This window comes from Salmonella sp. GDC200615, assembly GCF_050574145.1.
GTDB classification, from domain to species: Bacteria; Pseudomonadota; Gammaproteobacteria; order Enterobacterales; family Enterobacteriaceae; genus Salmonella; species Salmonella enterica.
In genome coordinates, this window is sequence record NZ_CP192247.1 from 580083 (window position 1) to 598328 (window position 18246).

At 52.3% G+C, this 18246-nt stretch carries 14 protein-coding genes and 1 pseudogene; 4 read left to right on the top strand and 11 right to left on the bottom strand.

What is annotated here, in order from left to right; genetic code table 11:
* Positions 1–223: 223 nt before the first annotated feature.
* The 3 genes from phnO to ACQ29O_RS02670 all read right to left on the bottom strand — a co-directional run bounded on the left by phnO (position 224) and on the right by ACQ29O_RS02670 (position 1708).
* Positions 224–658: an aminoalkylphosphonate N-acetyltransferase gene (gene phnO / locus ACQ29O_RS02660; protein ID WP_001576546.1), complete on the bottom strand. Its 435-nt coding sequence runs from the start codon at positions 656–658 to the stop codon at positions 224–226.
* 151 nt (positions 659–809) lie between these two features.
* Positions 810–1253 carry a VOC family metalloprotein YjdN gene (gene yjdN, locus ACQ29O_RS02665; RefSeq protein ID WP_001131305.1) on the bottom strand — a complete coding sequence of 148 codons (444 nt, stop codon included), beginning with the start codon at positions 1251–1253 and terminating at the stop codon, positions 810–812.
* A 119-nt stretch (positions 1254–1372) separates the two neighbouring features.
* Positions 1373–1708, bottom strand: coding sequence for a zinc ribbon domain-containing protein YjdM (locus tag ACQ29O_RS02670; protein WP_000056484.1), 336 nt, complete (start codon positions 1706–1708; stop codon positions 1373–1375).
* A gap of 467 nt (positions 1709–2175) precedes the next feature.
* Between ACQ29O_RS02670 and proP the strand changes: the two genes are divergently transcribed.
* Positions 2176–3678 (top strand): glycine betaine/L-proline transporter ProP, encoded by a 1503-nt coding sequence (proP, locus tag ACQ29O_RS02675; protein WP_253336239.1) that lies wholly within the window; start codon positions 2176–2178, stop codon positions 3676–3678.
* A gap of 69 nt (positions 3679–3747) precedes the next feature.
* The gene (gene pmrR / locus ACQ29O_RS02680; protein WP_000844399.1) at positions 3748–3837 is read left to right on the top strand and encodes an LpxT activity modulator PmrR; all 90 of its coding nucleotides are present in this window, start codon (positions 3748–3750) and stop codon (positions 3835–3837) included.
* A gap of 7 nt (positions 3838–3844) precedes the next feature.
* Here pmrR and pmrB read toward each other — a convergent pair whose 3' ends face one another.
* The 7 genes from pmrB to melR form a co-directional block, all read right to left on the bottom strand.
* Complete coding sequence (gene pmrB, locus ACQ29O_RS02685; protein WP_001212189.1) at positions 3845–4915, bottom strand: two-component system sensor histidine kinase PmrB; 1071 nt, start codon at positions 4913–4915, stop codon at positions 3845–3847.
* A 9-nt stretch (positions 4916–4924) separates the two neighbouring features.
* Positions 4925–5593, bottom strand: a complete 669-nt coding sequence (gene pmrA / locus ACQ29O_RS02690; RefSeq protein ID WP_000697899.1) for a two-component system response regulator PmrA — start codon at positions 5591–5593, stop codon at positions 4925–4927.
* Entirely contained in the window at positions 5590–7233 is a 1644-nt protein-coding gene (gene eptA / locus ACQ29O_RS02695) for a phosphoethanolamine transferase EptA (RefSeq protein WP_000919305.1), read from the bottom strand. Before eptA ends, pmrA begins: the two co-directional genes overlap by 4 nt.
* A 133-nt stretch (positions 7234–7366) precedes the next feature.
* On the bottom strand, positions 7367–8704 hold the full coding sequence (gene adiC, locus ACQ29O_RS02700) for an arginine/agmatine antiporter (protein WP_000093130.1): 1338 nt from the start codon (positions 8702–8704) through the stop codon (positions 7367–7369).
* A 139-nt stretch (positions 8705–8843) separates the two neighbouring features.
* Positions 8844–9605 carry an AraC family transcriptional regulator gene (locus ACQ29O_RS02705; RefSeq protein ID WP_001217074.1) on the bottom strand — a complete coding sequence of 254 codons (762 nt, stop codon included), beginning with the start codon at positions 9603–9605 and terminating at the stop codon, positions 8844–8846.
* A 297-nt stretch (positions 9606–9902) separates the two neighbouring features.
* Complete coding sequence (gene adiA / locus ACQ29O_RS02710; protein ID WP_253336241.1) at positions 9903–12170, bottom strand: arginine decarboxylase; 2268 nt, start codon at positions 12168–12170, stop codon at positions 9903–9905.
* Between the two features lie 232 nt (positions 12171–12402).
* Entirely contained in the window at positions 12403–13335 is a 933-nt protein-coding gene (gene melR, locus ACQ29O_RS02715; protein ID WP_000106992.1) for a transcriptional regulator MelR, read from the bottom strand.
* Positions 13336–13603: 268 nt separating this feature from the next.
* Here melR and melA point away from each other — a divergent pair, with 268 nt between their 5' ends.
* The gene (gene melA, locus ACQ29O_RS02720) at positions 13604–14959 is read left to right on the top strand and encodes an alpha-galactosidase (RefSeq protein WP_001520868.1); all 1356 of its coding nucleotides are present in this window, start codon (positions 13604–13606) and stop codon (positions 14957–14959) included.
* Positions 14960–15042: 83 nt separating this feature from the next.
* A pseudogene (gene melB / locus ACQ29O_RS02725) lies at positions 15043–16420 on the top strand (melibiose:sodium transporter MelB).
* Between the two features lie 97 nt (positions 16421–16517).
* Here melB and fumA read toward each other — a convergent pair.
* Positions 16518–18164, bottom strand: coding sequence for a class I fumarate hydratase FumA (gene fumA / locus ACQ29O_RS02730; RefSeq protein WP_020937300.1), 1647 nt, complete (start codon positions 18162–18164; stop codon positions 16518–16520).
* Positions 18165–18246: the final 82 nt, after the last annotated feature.

Below are 18246 nucleotides of genomic sequence, written 5' to 3' on the forward strand. Positions count from 1 at the left end.
GGATTTTCAGGCAACCCTCCCGGTGATGCCAAAGAGAAAAGTGTAGTTCGTTGACAATAAATTTACATTTCTACAACTTAAAAGGGCCATTTTTGCTAAAGAAGCGAGTCAGCCCGTTTAACCTTTATCCAGGCTTGCCGACAGTAGAATTGAGATGGCTCCGCTACTTCACCCGGTGACGGCTGATTACGTTATGCCTTATCTCCTGATGACGGCTGCCAGATCACAATGCTTTGGTAAACCGGAAATGACTTTGCTTGTAACCTTCGCGAAGATAAAAACGGTGTGCATCGCGGCGTTTAATATTTGTGGAAAGCTCCGTTAGCTCGGCGCCCGCCTGACGTGCTTCTTCTTCTGCCCAGGCCAGAAGCTGACTGCCAATTTTTTGTCCCCGCATCGGCGGTAATACCACCAGCTCCTGAATTTCGCCAATCCAGTTGGCATGATGGAGATGAAACTGCATATGCAGGCTGATCATGCCGACTACCTCTCCGTTACGCAGCGCTAAACGATAATGAAAGTTGGGGTCCAGTAAATTAGCGGCGAACCCATCCCTGAAAGCCTGATAATCAAGCTCATTTTTAAGTAACTCACAGATAAGCGCGTAAACAGAATCGGTATCCTCTGTTGTCGCGTGGCGTAATTCACAGACTGGCATAATGTCCTCCCGACGCTTCATCAGGATCAACCATCTTTCGACAGACTGTAGCAAACTACCGTCATTATTTATTCTATGGCAGTTAAACGGCGGATAACGTGCAGCCAAAGATCACTCTGATGGCAAGGGGGAGGGCGAGCCTCCCGGGGAGTTAGGTGGCAGGCTGATGTTTAACCACGTTAATCATCCACGGCACACCGAAACGATCGCTGACCTTGCCGAAACCCTGCGCCCAGAAGGTCTCCTGCCAGTCCATTTCGATTTGCCCTTGTGCGGCAAGGTTATCAAACCAGCGCTTCCCTTCTGCTACATCCTGGGTATCAAGCACCAGCGTAAAGCCGGAATAATGCGCCGTTCCCGACGGGCTGGCATCACTCATCATGATATCGCTGCCGGCAATACGCATGTTGGCGTGGGCGATAGCAGTATCGGGAAAGCGCATTCCTGACGGGCAGCCCTCTTCGTTATCCGCCGCCGAGGGGGGCATTTCACCGAAGCTGAGTTTATAAAGCAGTTCTGCGCCTAACGTTTGTTGATAATACGCGATGGCGTCGGCACAGTTGCCGGCAAAAGAGAGATAGGGACTTAACGGCATGATGGTTACCTCAGGTAAGAGATGCTCGTTAAGTGTAGTTCGAAATTGGCACAATATTGTCGGTGGCAGGGCCGCTCAGGCCCGGTAAGCAAGGCGCTACCGGGCAATGACGCGGTAAATCAGTTCTTTTTCACGAACTCTGATTTCAGTTTCATCGGGCCAAAACCATCGATTTTGCAGTCGATGTTATGGTCGCCTTCAACCAGACGAATGTTCTTCACTTTGGTGCCGATTTTCAGCATGGAAGAGCTGCCTTTTACTTTCAGATCTTTCACGATGGTGACGCTATCGCCTTCTGCCAGCAGGTTGCCGTTGGCGTCTTTGACAATCAGCTCATCGCTCTCCTGAGCGGGTTCCGCATCGTTCCATTCGTGAGCGCATTCCGGGCAGATGAACATGCCGTTATCTTCGTAGGTATATTCGGAGTTACATTGCGGGCAGTGGGGTAATGACATGTTGGTATCCTCAAAAAGTCAGCGGGGGCAAACGCGCCCAAAAATGGCAGATCGCCGAAAAAGGCCGCAATTATACACAAAATCCTTAGCGTTGTCGGGACTATTGCCGCTTTTATAAAAGGGTCTGCGCCACGCCAGTCAGCAATGGTTTACACTCGAATAACCGCTTTTTTACTGTCACCACAGCGCATTAGGGCGTCCTTGTTTACACCTTTTGACCGAATTGACATATATGTGTGAAGTTGATCACATATTTAAACCCTGTTAGGGTAAAAAGGTCATTAACTGCCCATTCAGGCGTCAACAGGTTCGGTTGTACAGTCCGTAACCGGACAGTGTAAGTAAACCTGCTACGCTTGTATGAGGGATAGCGTTCGCGCCCCTCCCTCCGCTCGACGGCGACGCTGGCGCGGTATGCCAGTGCCCGCCGTATATAGCGCTACAGGGCTTAGCCTATGAGGACAGCTATGCTGAAAAGGAAAAAAATAAAACCGATTACACTGGGCGATGTGACCATCATTGATGACGGTAAACTTCGCAAAGCGATTACCGCCGCCTCGCTGGGCAACGCGATGGAGTGGTTTGATTTTGGTGTTTATGGATTTGTTGCCTACGCGTTGGGTAAAGTCTTTTTCCCCGGCGCCGATCCCAGCGTTCAAATGATTGCCGCGCTGGCCACGTTTTCCGTTCCCTTCCTGATTCGTCCGCTCGGCGGGTTATTCTTTGGTATGCTCGGCGATAAATACGGGCGCCAGAAGATCCTGGCGATCACGATTGTGATTATGTCGATCAGTACCTTCTGTATCGGGTTAATCCCCTCTTACGCGACGATCGGTATCTGGGCGCCAATACTGTTGTTGCTGTGTAAAATGGCGCAGGGCTTCTCGGTTGGCGGGGAATATACCGGCGCGTCGATCTTTGTCGCGGAATATTCGCCGGATCGTAAACGCGGATTTATGGGAAGCTGGCTGGATTTTGGTTCCATCGCCGGGTTCGTGCTGGGCGCGGGCGTGGTGGTCTTGATCTCGACGATTGTCGGCGAGGAGAATTTCCTTGAGTGGGGCTGGCGTATTCCGTTCTTTATCGCCCTGCCATTGGGGATTATTGGTCTCTACTTACGCCATGCGCTGGAGGAGACGCCAGCGTTTCAGCAGCACGTGGATAAACTGGAGCAGGGCGACCGCGAAGGGTTGCAGGATGGGCCGAAAGTCTCCTTTAAAGAGATTGCCACCAAACACTGGCGTAGCCTGTTGTCATGTATCGGTCTGGTGATTGCCACCAACGTGACCTACTACATGCTGCTCACCTACATGCCGAGCTACCTGTCGCATAACCTGCACTATTCTGAAGATCACTGCGTGTTGATTATCATCGCCATTATGATCGGGATGCTGTTTGTGCAGCCGGTGATGGGGCTGCTGAGCGACCGTTTCGGTCGACGTCCATTTGTGATTATGGGCAGCATTGCGCTGTTCGCGCTGGCGATCCCGGCCTTCATCCTGATTAACAGTAACGTTATTGGCCTGATTTTTGCCGGTTTGTTGATGCTGGCGGTGATTCTGAACTGCTTTACCGGGGTGATGGCCTCGACATTGCCGGCGATGTTTCCGACGCATATTCGTTACAGCGCGCTGGCGGCGGCTTTTAATATCTCTGTATTGATTGCCGGTCTGACGCCAACGCTGGCGGCCTGGCTGGTGGAAAGCTCGCAGGATCTGATGATGCCGGCGTATTATTTGATGGTCATCGCGGTGATAGGCTTGATTACCGGTATTTCCATGAAAGAGACGGCCAATCGTCCGTTAAAAGGCGCAACGCCAGCGGCGTCGGACATCCAGGAAGCGAAGGAAATTCTGGGCGAGCATTACGATAATATTGAGCAGAAAATCGACGACATCGATCAGGAAATTGCGGAGCTGCAGGTCAAACGTTCGCGTCTGGTACAGCAACATCCGCGTATCGATGAATAAATTTCGCGCTTAAGGTTCGCTTAATCTCTCGCGGGCATACTCTCCTCCATACCTTTGGAGGAGAGCGTCATGAAAAGCTATATTTATAAAAGTTTGACGACCCTGTGTAGTGTGCTGATTGTCAGCAGTTTTATCTATGTGTGGGTCACGACGTATTAAACGCCTGTTATGCCTTTTTCAACAGCACCCAGGCACGGGTGCCTGTTCTTTCCGTACGGTTTTGCAGGAAAAACTGTCCCTGATGTAGCTGGGTGATGCGGCTGACGATACTCAGCCCCAGGCCAATTCCGCCATAACGGCTGTCCATCCGCACGAACGCTTCGCTTAGCTTCCCGCATTTGCTTTCATCAATACCCGGCCCCTCGTCTTCGACCGCCATAATAGCGTCGGGGTCGGCGCTAATGTGGATAGTGATATGGGTTCCTTCAGGGCTATAGCGATGCGCGTTTTCCACCAGATTTCGCAGCAGCATACGCAGTAACGTCGCGTCACCGCGCACTACCACGTCCGCCGCACTTTCCGGCAGCAACAGAGTTTGCTGGCGCGTTTCCAGCATGGTGTTCAGCTCATCGTAGGAGGGGAGGATCACATCTTCCAGCAGTTTTACTTCCTGATAATTCCCGGAAGAGAATGACTGGCCCACGCGCGCCAGTTGCAGAAGCTGGGAGACGCTATCCATCATCTGGTCAAGACGGGCGATAAGCGGCGCGACATCAACATTGTGGGTTTTTGACAATAATTCCAGATGCAAACGCACCCCCGACAGCGGCGTGCGTAGCTCATGGGCCACATCGGCGGTAAAAAGGCGTTCATTGTCGAGCGTGGTGGTCAAACGCGTAACCAGTTGATTGATCGCCGAGACGACGGACTCAATCTCAAGCGTGGAGCTGTGAATGGCGATCGGCGCCAGATTATCCGCCGTCCGCGCTTCCAGCTCTTTTTGCAGTTCGGCGAGCGGACGGGTAATACGCCGTACCGCCTGGTAACAAATTAGCAGCGTCAGGCTAACCATAAATACGCCGGGGACGATCAGGCTGGCGACCGCCTCGCGAATTTCGTGCATGATATGGCGATCGTTGTTGCGATTATCCCGCAGCGCCTGCTCGAACAATTGGATTTGCTCAGTGCTTTCATGCCATAACCAGAAGGTACTGATTAACTGGAACACCAGCAGAATAAGACCAATTGTCAGCATTAAACGCTGGCGAAGGGTCATCGCTCTTCGCTGAAAACGCATCAGGCTCACTTAGCTTTCCTCAGTGGCAACCAGCATGTAGCCAAACCCGCGAACCGTGCGAATGCGCGACTTGCCGACTTTGTCGCGCAAATTATGTATATGCACTTCCAGAGTGTTGGTCGAGGGTTCGTTATCCCAGTTGTAGATATCGTTATAAAGAATTTCCCGGTGCACCGGACTGCCTGCCTTGAGCATCAACCGTGAGAGCAACGCGTACTCCTTAGGCGTCAGGGTCAGTTCCTGTCCATCCCTCCATGCCTGATGACGGCCTATATTGAGCGTCAGATTGCCAACCGTCAGTTCACTTTCACCCTGGTTATTATGGCGGCGCAGCAGCGCGCGGATGCGGGCGTGCAACTCCTCCAGGGCGAAGGGTTTAACCAGATAATCATCTGCGCCGACATCCAGCCCGGTAATGCGGTCATTGAGCGTATCGCGGGCGGTCAGAATGAGTACCGGCAGGGTATATTTTTTCTGTCGGATTCGCGTCAGGAAATGCAGGCCATCCTCATCGGGCAGCCCTAAATCCAGCACCATCAGACTGTAATGACCAGACTCCAGACTATGCTCGGCGGCACGCGCTGTCGAAACGCCATCACACGCATAGCCTTCGGTTTGCGCGGCGAGTATTAACCCCTGTAATAATAGCGTGTCGTCTTCAACAATCAGTATCTTCATTCGCTTAGTCTCCTGCACGGTTGCAGAATATCATCTGCGGCCTGGTAATACGTCGTTTGTACGCCGGTTAATCCCAGCATGGTTGAGAAAAGATTGTCCTGTGAATAATCCAGCGTGCTCGCCCGTTTTTGCAGGCAGGCCTGATCCACCTGATAACGCTGTTGATAATCTTTAGAAAGCCAAATGAGCATCGGGACATGTTTTTGCGTATCCGGCGCAATGGAATACGGCAGACCGTGTAAATAAACGCCATTTTCACCCAATGATTCGCCGTGATCGGAAAGATAGACCAGGCTGGTGGTGAATTTATCCTGATGAGATTTCAGCAGGTTAATGGCTTTATCTACAATATAGTCCACGTACAGCACGGTATTATCATAGGTGTTGATCAACTGCTGTTGGGAACAGTTCTGAATTTCGTTAGTGTCACAGGTTGGGGTAAATTTTTTAAACTGCGGTGGATAACGGTTGTAATAGGTTGGGCCGTGGCTGCCGATGGTATGTAATACAATAACGCCATCGCCTTTCAAATGGTCGATATAGTCTTCCAGACCGTGAAATAACACTTCATCGTAGCACTCGCCGTCGATACATTGTCCGGGCAGGTTTAGCTCGGTGACATTTTGATGCGGAACGCGATCGCATGCGCCTTTACAGCCGCCGTCATTATCATTCCACAGTACGTTAATCCCCGCGCGCTGGATAATATCCAGCAGCCCTTCCTGGTGATGCGCCAGCTCTTCGTCATAATGTTTGCGCGGCATATCAGAAAACATGCAGGGAACGGAGATCGCGGTCGTCGTACCGCAAGAGGTGGTATGCGGGAAATAGATCACATCGTCTTTCGCCAGCCGCGGATTGGTGTCGCGCGGATAGCCGCCAAGAGAGAAATCATCGCCGCGCGAGGTTTCGCCAACGATGAGAATCGTCAGGTTTTTGCGATCGCTTTTCAGCATTAATGGATTGCGATGGGCATCCTCGCCAATGCGTACCAGCGGCAAATTCGCCAGCCGTTGATGCGAATACCATGACCAACTGGCGACAATACTGTTCGATGGGCTTAACGCTTTGATCAACTGTTTATTATTTCGAAATAGCGAGGCGTAATCTTTATAGAAAAAGGCGGCGACCAGAATAACTAATAAAATAGAGATCAGGACGCTGACCAGGCGGTAAAGCCCGCTACGTAAGCGCGGCGTCGCCGGACGGATTTTGACCCAGAAGGCAATCACGGCTGCCAGAACGCCGCTTAATCCCAGCGTCAGCACCATTTGCGGCGTCATCAGCGCAAAGGTTTCCGCGGGCGTGGTATCCATCATATTGGCGATCATGGAACGATCGATGATGATGCCGTAAGTCAAAATAAAATACTGCGCGGCAGCGCCGACCAGAATAAAAACGCAGGCCAGCGGTCGGTTTAGCCAAATAAATGAGGCCAGCGTCAGCACACTATTGACCACGCTAAACGCGACGACCGGCATGGAAATAAACACCAGTACATTGCGCAGCGAGTTTAACGGTAGGTCTTGTAGTACCTGCTTGTAGAACGCAATGTTCAGGCAGACGGCAATATAAAAGGAAAAAAGCAGAAGCCAGGCGATTTGCCCAAGAACAGGTCTTTTAAGAAAGCGCTTTAACATGTTGATGCGTCCATCGATTCGGTGACGCTAATCGTGACAAAGTAAAATTAAGTGAACCTTAAGAACTTAATGTTGGTGGCGGCCGGATAACCTGCGCTATCCGGCCTGTTGCGATAACATTAACTACACGTGGTCAATCCTGTTTAACCGGCGCATCCAGCGGATACGGGTTTTTGTGAATACGGTTGTAATTCAACGCATACAGCGCGGTGATCACCATCAACGTGACGAACGACCACATCACTTCTTTGGCGCCGGAACCGATGACCGCCCAGATGCAATACACAAACGCGACGAAGGTAATCAGCAGATACAGCGGGCGCGCTTTACCAAAGTGACCGTGGCCTAACAGCAACAGCGCGGCACAGGTGTAAAGATAAGGCACCAGGGTGAAGATAACCGACACGGAGGAGACCAGACCAAACTCTTTCGCGGCGTTCGGCGACATACTGCTGAACTGGAAGATAGTCATCAGCACGCCGACGATAAGCAACCCAGCCACTGGCGTACCGGCTTTATTAACCCGCGCGAAGATCGGCGGGAAGAGACCATCGTCCGCCGCCGCTTTTGCGGTTTGACCGGCAAGCAGCGTCCAGCCGCCGAGAGAGCCCAGGCAACCCGCTGCCGCACAGAAGGAAACAATAGCCCCTGCGGTATCGCCCAGCGCCATACGCGCCGCGTCACCGAAAGGCGATGCCGACACGCGCAGCGCCGCGTTGGGGATCATCCCCATAATCGCCGTTGTGGAGAGCACATAGCAGACGGCGGCGATCAGTACCCCGCCGATGGTGGCGATAGGCACATTGCGTTTCGGGTTTTTGACCACACCGGCCGCAACGGAGGCGCTTTCTACCCCGATGAATGACCACAGCGTAACGTTCAACGTGCTTTGAATCGCGCCGAAGGTATTCATGCCGCTCACGTTCCAGGCCGCCATATAGGTTTCGCCTTTAAACCAGAACCAGCCGAAGACCGCAATCCCTACGATAGGCACCAGCGCCAGTACGGTGGCGACGGCCTGTACGCGGGTAATCATTTTCGGCCCGACGATGTTCAGCAGAACAAAAATCCACAGCACCGCGACGCAGGTAAGCGTTAATACCAGCGGATCTTTCAGAATCGGGAAGAAATAGCTCAGATAGCCGACGCCGATAACGACCATCGCGATATTACCGATCCAGCATGCCAGCCAGTACAGCACGTTCGTTTGATAGCCCAAAAACGGCCCGAAGCAGCGGCGTGCGTAGGCATAAGAACCGCCGGGACTGGGATCTAAGGACGACATTTTGGCATAAACCATCGACAGCGCCAGGGCGCCGATGATAGTGACCAGCCATCCGTAGATTGCAATCCCGCCAGTGGCCGCCAGGTTGGCAGGGAGTAAGAATACCCCTGAACCCATAATATTCCCCGATACCATTAAGGTGACGGGGATTAGGCCCACTTTGTGAGCATCAGCATCCGAAGACATAATTTGGACTCCTGAAAAGGTGACTTCGTTACGATAAATTACGTCGTATCATACCCCTTCAGAATGCCGCTGAATTATGTCGGAGACGGGTTATCGCCAATGCTGTTATTATCGTGTCTTATCGTTGAGTGTAGAAAAATTAGGCAGCCGATCGTTCCCGATGTTGGCTAACATAATGCAGGGGGGTCATACCATAAAACTCTTTAAACACGGAAATAAAGTACGATGTGCTGTTATACCCACACAGCTGTGAGACTTGAGAGATATTCTTTCCGTCCATTAATAATTGGTTTACGGCATAACGCATTCGGCAGGTCGTGATTATTTGGCTATAACTGGTATTCTCGTTTTTGAGCTTTTTCTTTAACAAGCTTGGACTCAGGCACAGGCAGCTGGCAACGGCGCTCAGATTCCAGTCTTTATGAATATCGCTCTGAATGATGTGGTAAACGCTGTCACTGATGCGGCTGCGCAGCATGTGCATTAACAAAGAAATAAATTTTTTGTGGTCAAGAAAGCGGGATAAAACGGTGAAAAGGAGCGCACGGGTACGTTCACTAACAATTTCATCCGGTGCTTCCATCGCGCTGTAGCGGGCGGCGACCCTGAAGATATCCGGCGTCAGACAGTTGGCGGTCAATAAGGGATCGGCGTTGCGTTGCCAGACGGGAAGGTGTGAGAGATCTTTATTCAGGAATTGTAAATAGTCTTTAATATTATTGCGACTCACTTGTATTACTAGCACGCTATTTAATGATGAAATGTCAATAACGTTATTTTCACAAGCCAGAATGGCCATATGATTCGCTTTTAAGCTGATTGGCTCCTTACCATTTACTCGTAACCATGTATCTTTTTCGGTTAATAACACTATGCAAGGTTCGTTGCTGCAAATCCTCATACCCGAACTCCTGGAATATGAACATAAAATACCGGATCTCGCCAAACGGGAGAGATAACGGGGACTGAGTCAATTGTGTGATGAATTGAAACTGCACTAAAATAACTTTCCTGAATAATATTACAATATTTGTACGATGAATTAGGGTGTACAAAAAGTTGTACGCGAGTGGAAACTTGTCATTTTTGTATAAAAAAAGCGCGGGATGGGGCCCGCACAAAAAGGTATGACAGTATTATTGTTTTGCAGCAATACTCAGGGAATACATGCCATCCTCAAAAAAAAGACTCTTTGTGATTAGGCTTTCACGCACATAACGTGATATACGCCATCAATAATTTCCGTGCCTTCGGTTTCATGCTCAAAGCCAGGGAAGTGATGATCCCAAGATTGCAGTGAGCGTAAGTAACCCACCTGCGGACTGTTTTCATCGCCAAAGTTTTCGCCGGAGAGCAGCATCGGGATGCCTGGCGGGTAAGGAATAACGGAGTTCGCCGCAATGCGACCCGGTAGATTTTCAATCGCCACCATTTCAATATTGTTGTTCACAATCGCGTTGTAGGCGTCGCGCGGGGTAATCTCCGCAACCGGCAGGGTGGAATAGGCGGCGTTGAGACGGGCGCCCGGGTTATTTTTACGTAGCCAGGCAAACATTTTATCGCCCAGGTCATGAATACCCATGTTCGCGTAAGTGTCAGGATAATCCTGCACCAGTTCCGGCATCACCTGCGCCAGCGGCGTATTAGCGTCGTAATGATGTTTGAAGGAGCACAGCGTGTTGATCAGCGTTCCCCATTTCCCGCGAGTTACCCCCATAGAGAACAGGAACATAATCTGAAAGTCGGTGGTGCGGGTCGGCACGATACCGTGGCGGCCAAGCCATGCTGTGACCAGCGCAGCGGGTACGCCGGATGCTTCCAGTTCGCCATCGTCACCCATACCCGGCGCCAGGATACTGACTTTAATCGGGTCCAGCATACTCCAGTTATCCGGCAGATCTTTAAAGCCGTGCCAGGTTTCCCCGGGGCGCATGACCCAGCAGTTCTGGTCGGTGGCTAGCAGTTTTGCCGGCGCGTCGGCGAAGTCATATGTTTTACCGGTTTGTGGATCGGTGACGACGTCTTTATTCCACGGTTTAAAGAACCAGTCGCCTTCATCGGTAAACTCTTTATAAAGACGCGCCATCGCCTGACGGAAATCAACCGCTTCGTCAATCACCTCTTGAGTCAGGGACAGGCCGCTGTTACCGTCCATCATCGATACCGCCACATCGTTGGATGCGCAGATGGCATATAACGGAGAGGTGGTGGCATGCATCATATATGCCTGGTTGAAGCGGGAGAAATTCACCGCGCCACGGCCTTCACGGACGTGAATGTAGGAAGCTTGTGAAAGCGCATTCAGTAGTTTGTGCGTGGAGTGGGTGGCAAACACGGTCGGACCGTTATGGTCGCCTGGCTCGCCGCGCATCGCGTAGTGATCGCAATAAATCGGGTTGAAGCGCGCATAGCCGTACCATGCTTCGTCGAAGTGAATGCGATCGCTGGTTTTTGCCAGCAGATCCTGCGCCTCTTTGGCGTTATAGCATACGCCGTCATAGGTACAGTTGGTCACTACGCTGTAAGACGGTTTCTGTCCGGCTTTAGTTTTGGTCAGTGGGCTGGCGCTGATTTTTTTCTGCAAGGTTTCAGGCTGCATTTCCTGCGGGTAGATTGGCCCGATAATGCCGTAACGGTTACGGCTTGGCACCATATATACCGGTTTGGCCCCAGTGAGGATCAGCCCCTGCTCGATGGATTTATGGCAGTTACGATCCAGTACAACGACATCATTATCCGTCATACAGGCCTGCATAATAGTACGGTTAGAACCGGAGGTCCCGACAACCACGGACCAGGAGCGGTCAGCATCGAATACGCGGGCGGCGTTTTTCTCGCTTTCGCCAAACGCGCCGGTATGGTCGAGGAGTGAACCGAGCGTGGTACGCTCAATCCCCATATCGCTGCGGAACAGGTTTTCGCCATAATAATCGTGATAAAAGCGACCGGCAGGCGTTTTAGTGAAACCGACGCCGCCCTGGTGTCCCGGCGCCGCCCATGAATATTCATGAATGTCGCTGTATTTCATCAACGCGTTAAACAGCGGCGGTAACAGTTGCTGGCGATACCGGGTCATGGCGGCAACGGCGCGTCCGGCGATAAAGTCAGCGGTGTCTTCCAGAATCCAGGCGAATTCATCGACAAGCTCCAGCAGGTCGCGGTCCAGCGATGCCGTCGCTTTTTCCCTGTCGCCTAACAGGAAAACGGGCACGTTTTGCTGACGCTCGTGAAGCTTACCGATCAATTGCCTGACGCTCAGGTGCTCATCCGGTTGTTCCATTTGGTAGCTAAACATCAGACAGTCAATGGCTTCGTTCGCGGACAAGATGGCATAGCCGTCATCGAAGGATGTCGATTTAATGACGGTAACATTTTGTTGGCTCAAGGCATCCGCCAGACGCTCAACCGCGTTGCCAACCCAGGTGTCCTGATGCAGAAACTCACTTTCAACAATTAATACTTTCATCATCTTTTACCCGGTTGTGGAGGCCGTGCAATTTACGCCTTGCCGACCCGCCGTATGAATGTGACGTGGGCAAGTATTACCCCGTCAAATAGGGGGTGTAAAGTGATGGAATAATGGTCAGTTATTGATATTATTATTTAATAAACAAAGGGTTAATTATTGATAGCGAGCGATTTCACCCGCCGTTTATCGACAGGTGAATTATTTTTTTGGCTGATAGTGGTATCCGGCTTTAGCCGGGCATCGTCTGGCGTCGTTGCTGGCTTAGCTTGCGGTATTGTTGCGGCGACATACCGACAAATTTGCTAAAAGTACTGTAAAAACGGCTGCTGGATCGGAACCCGGCAGTCAGAGCGACATCGAGGATCGTTTTGTCAGTATCACTCAATAAGGCACGTACGTGATTGATGCGCATCGCCGTGATGTACTGCTTCATCGTCAATTGCATAACCCGCTGGAATATCCCCATCGCGTAGTTAGCATTGAGTTTGACATGCTCCGCGACGTCGTTAATGGTTAGCGCCTGATCGTAGTTATCGGCAATAAATCCCAGCATCTGGCTTACGTAAAACTGCGCATGGCGTGAGACGCTATTCTTGTGGGTGCGTGATGTTTTATTGAGCAAAATGGGCTGCCAGCCGGAAAGGCTAAAGCGTTTAAGCATCAGGCCGATTTCATCGATCGCCAACTGGCGAATTTGCTCATTCGGGCTGCTTGTTTCCTGCTGCCAGCGCAACACTTCAAAGGTGCTAAGCTGCTGGGTCGCCAGTGATTTAACCACCATCCCGTGCGTGACGTGGTTGATAAGATCGCGATCCAGCGGCCAGGAGAGAAACAGGTGCATCGGCAAACTGAAAATCGCCATCTGGCGGCAGTTGCCGGGGCGGGTAAGCTGGTGTGGCGTACAGGCCCAAAACAGGGTGATATGCCCCTGCTTTATCTGCACGACTTCATTGTTGATTAAATACTCCACATCGCCGTCAAACGGAACATTCACTTCTACTTGTCCATGCCAGTGACTGCTGGCCATTCTGTGCGGCGGCCTCAGTTCAACGTCCAGTCGTTGATATTCGGAATAGAGCGACAGCGGGCTACGGGTTTGCTTTTCATCGCCGTTGCACATGTGCGGGTCGGGCGGGAGGAGGGATATTGCTTGCGTACTCATCGTGACTCCATTTCCTGAATTATCAGAATTATGCCCCTTTAGCCGGGAGGAAACCGGGAATCCGGACACAGAATCCGTCGATATTGTAGAGCGTAGCCTGACTATCAGGCCGAATACTCTGCTTTTTACGCCATTTTGTCCCAAAAACTCAGATCTCCCGCGCGCCAGCATACGATCTGAGTTTTCGGGAATGCTCATCGGGGAAGACGGAGGTTTTCACCGGGAACGCGTGCCACCATGAAGGTGTTCACTACTGTTCTGGAGAGTCATGATGACGGCACCCAAAATTACCTTTATCGGCGCAGGTTCTACGATTTTCGTCAAAAATATCCTCGGCGATGTGTTTCACCGCGAGGCGCTAAAGTCAGCGCATGTCGCCCTGATGGATATTGACGAAACCCGGCTGGAAGAGTCGCACATTGTGGTACGGAAACTGATGGACTCAGCGGGCGCTTCTGGCCGGATTACCTGCCATACCAACCAGAAAGCGGCGCTACAGGATGCGGATTTCGTGGTGGTCGCCTTTCAGATTGGCGGCTATGAACCCTGCACCGTGACCGATTTTGAGGTTTGTAAGCGTCATGGCCTGGAACAGACGATCGCCGATACGCTGGGGCCGGGCGGCATCATGCGCGCGCTGCGGACCATCCCGCATCTGTGGCGGATTTGCGAAGACATGACGGAAGTCTGTCCGAAGGCCACCATGCTCAATTACGTCAACCCGATGGCGATGAATACCTGGGCGATGTATGCCCGTTATCCGCATATCAAACAGGTCGGCCTGTGCCATTCGGTACAGGGAACGGCGGAAGAACTGGCGCGCGACCTGAATATCGATCCCACCTCGCTGCGCTACCGCTGCGCCGGCATTAACCACATGGCGTTTTACCTCGAACTGGAGCGCAAAACGGCTGACGGGACTTATGTCAATCTCTATCCTGAATTGCTGGCGGCCTATGACGCCGGACAGGCGCCGAAGCCCAATATTCACGGCAATGAACGCTGCCAGAACATCGTGCGCTATGAGATGTTCAAAAAGTTGGGCTACTTCGTCACTGAGTCATCAGAGCATTTTGCCGAGTACACGCCGTGGTTTATTAAACCGGGACGCGAGGATCTGATTGCGCGCTACAAGGTGCCGCTGGATGAATATCCGAAACGCTGCGTAGAACAACTGGCGAACTGGCATAAAGAGCTGGAGGAGTATAAAACCGCCGAGCGTATCGACATCAAACCGTCCCGCGAGTACGCCAGCACCATTATGAACGCTCTGTGGACCGGCGAGCCGAGCGTGATTTACGGCAATGTGCGTAACGAGGGGCTGATTGATAACCTGCCGCAGGGAAGCTGCGTGGAAGTGGCTTGTCTGGTGGATGCCAACGGCATTCAACCGACGAAGGTGGGGACGATCCCTTCCCATCTGGCGGCGATGATGCAGACCAACATCAACGTGCAAACGCTGTTGACCGAAGCCATCCTCACGGAAAACCGCGATCGCGTGTATCACGCGGCGATGATGGACCCTCATACCGCAGCGGTGCTGGGTATCGAAGAAATCTATGCGTTGGTTGACGATCTGATCGCCGCGCATGGTGACTGGCTTCCGGCCTGGTTACGCCGTTAATCTCCAGCCGCGCTGGACGGCAGATCCGGCGTTTAACCTCTACTAACAGAAGGCGGGCGCTGGTAACAGCGACCCGGTACCCTATGAGCATCTCTCTGACAACAAAGCTGAGTTACGGGTTCGGTGCGTTTGGTAAGGATTTCGCCATCGGCATTGTGTATATGTACCTGATGTATTACTACACCGATGTGGTGGGACTCTCGGTCGGCCTCGTCGGCACCCTCTTTCTGGTCGCGCGAATCTGGGATGCGATAAACGATCCCATCATGGGCTGGATTGTCAACGCCACGCGTTCGCGGTGGGGGAAATTTAAGCCGTGGATATTGATCGGCACCTTAACCAATTCGCTGGTGCTTTTCCTGCTGTTCAGCGCTCATCTTTTTGAGGGAACCGCGCAGGTTGTGTTTGTCTGCGTAACCTACATCCTGTGGGGCATGACGTATACCATTATGGATATCCCATTTTGGTCGCTGGTGCCGACCATTACGCTTGATAAGCGAGAACGCGAACAACTGGTGCCGTTCCCGCGTTTCTTCGCCAGTCTGGCTGGCTTCGTCACTGCCGGTATAACGCTGCCGTTTGTGAACTACGTTGGCGGAGCGGATCGTGGGTTCGGCTTTCAGATGTTTACGCTGGTGCTAATTGCGTTCTTTATCGCCTCGACTATCGTGACATTATGCAACGTCCATGAGGTGTACTCCTCCGACAACGGTGTAACGGCGGGCCGCCCACATCTGACGTTAAAAACGATCGTTGGATTGATATACAAAAATGATCAGCTCTCTTGCCTGTTGGGAATGGCGCTGGCGTATAACATTGCCTCCAATATTATCAATGGCTTTGCGATCTACTACTTCACCTATGTGATTGGCGATGCCGATCTTTTTCCCTATTACCTTTCTTACGCCGGCGCGGCGAATATTGTGGGCGGGCGCCTCCGTGATGCCCGTTCTGAGTTGCGCAGGGCTCTTCGCGATGGCGTTGGCGGATGTCCATAATGCCGCTTTAATCGTGGCGGCGGGTATTTTCCTGAATATCGGGACCGCGCTCTTTTGGGTGCTTCAGGTAATCATGGTGGCGGATACGGTCGATTATGGGGAATTTAAGCTCAATATTCGCTGCGAGAGTATCGTTTATTCCGTACAGACGATGGTCGTGAAGGGCGGCTCGGCGTTTGCGGCGTTCTTTATCGCTTTGGTGCTGGGGCTGATTGGCTACACGCCGAACGTGGCGCAGTCTGCGCAAACCCTGCAGGGGATGCAGTTTATTATGATTGTCCTGCCGGTACTGTTTTTCATGATGACGTTGGTTCTCTACTTCCGCTACTACCGTTTGAATGGCGACATGCTGCGCAAGATTCAGATCCACCTGCTGGATAAATACCGGAAAACGCCGCCATTCGTCGAACAGCCGGATAGCCCGGCGATTTCTGTGGTAGCGACCAGCGATGTAAAAGCGTGAGCATGTTCTCTCGTGCAGGCCGGATAAGCCGGATAAGCGTAGCGCCATCCGGCAATTAACCGATAACGCGGCCCGGGAGAACGCCGGGCCTGCCAAGTTATTTCGCGCAGTTAGCGCACTGTTTGCTGACAATCTGCTGGAAGAAATCGTTGCCTTTGTCATCCACCAGGATAAAGGCCGGGAAATCTTCTACTTCAATTTTCCAGATAGCTTCCATGCCGAGTTCCGGATATTCGACACACTCCAGATGCTTAATGCTCTGCTGTGCCAGTACCGCCGCCGGGCCGCCGATACTGCCCAAATAAAAGCCGCCATGTTTTTTACAGGCATCCGTGACCTGCTGACTACGGTTGCCTTTCGCCAGCATAATCATACTGCCGCCGTGGGATTGCAGTAGATCGACATAAGAGTCCATTCGGCCTGCGGTGGTGGGGCCTAATGAGCCAGATGGATAACCTGCCGGGGTTTTTGCCGGACCTGCGTAATAGATGGGATGGTCTTTAATATACTGCGGCAGGTCTTCGCCGGATTCAATACGCTCTTTTAGCTTCGCGTGGGCGATATCGCGACCTACGATAATGGTGCCCGTCAGCGACAGGCGAGTCGAGACCGGGTACTGCGATAGCTGGGCGAGGATCTCTTTCATCGGACGGTTGAGATCGACTTTTACCGCGTCGCCTTCGCCCGCCTGACGCAGTGCTGGCGGAATATACTGGCCCGGATTGTGTTCCAGTTTTTCGATCCAGATGCCTTCGCGGTTGATTTTCGCTTTGATGTTACGGTCTGCCGAGCAGGAGACGCCCATCCCCACCGGACAGGAAGCGCCGTGACGCGGCAGGCGAATTACGCGAATATCGTGGGCGAAATATTTCCCGCCGAACTGGGCGCCGAGGCCAAATTTTTGCGCTTCTTCCAGCAGTTCCTGTTCCAGGTGGAGATCGCGGAATGCCTGGCCGTGCTCGTTACCTTCCGTCGGCAGCGCGTCGTAATAGTGGGTGCTGGCGAGTTTAACGGTTTTCAGCGTGCTTTCCGCCGAGGTGCCGCCAATGACAAAGGCGATATGGTATGGCGGACAGGCCGCGGTGCCCAGCGTGCGCATTTTCTCAACGAGGAAGTTTTTCAGCTTGCCTGGGGTGAGCAGCGCTTTGGTCTCCTGATAGAGATACGTTTTGTTTGCTGAACCGCCGCCTTTCGCCACGCAAAGGAACTTGTACTCGTCGCCGTCGACGGCATAGAGATCGATTTGCGCTGGCAGGTTGCTGCCGGTATTGACCTCTTTGTACATATCCAGCGGCGCGTTCTGCGAGTAGCGCAGGTTATCTTCGATATAGGTATTAAACACGCCTTTGGAGAGCGCGGCTTCATCGCCGCCGCCCGTCCAGACGCGTTGGCCTTTTTTACCCATGATAATCGCCGTGCCGGTATCCTGGCAGGTCGGCAGAACGCCTTTGGCGGCGATTTCGGAGTTTCTCAGGAATTGCAACGCCACATATTTGTCGTTTTCGCTGGCTTCGGGGTCATGGAGAATGGCGGCGACTTGCTGCTGGTGTTCAGGACGGAGCATAAAAGACGCATCATGGAAGGCTTGCTGAGCCAGCAATGTTAACGCCTGCGGCTCAACATTGAGGATAGATTCTCCATTGAATTCACTGACGCTGACATAATCGGAGGTGAGCAGATAATACTCTGTTTTGTCCTCTCCCATCGGGAAAGGCGCCTGATAGATAAACTCTTTTTTCGACATGTGCTTCCAGCCTAATAGTAAGAAAATGTATTAAGAGCCTCACGGGCCAGGCTCTAAGTCGCGCGCCGCGCATAACCGGGCG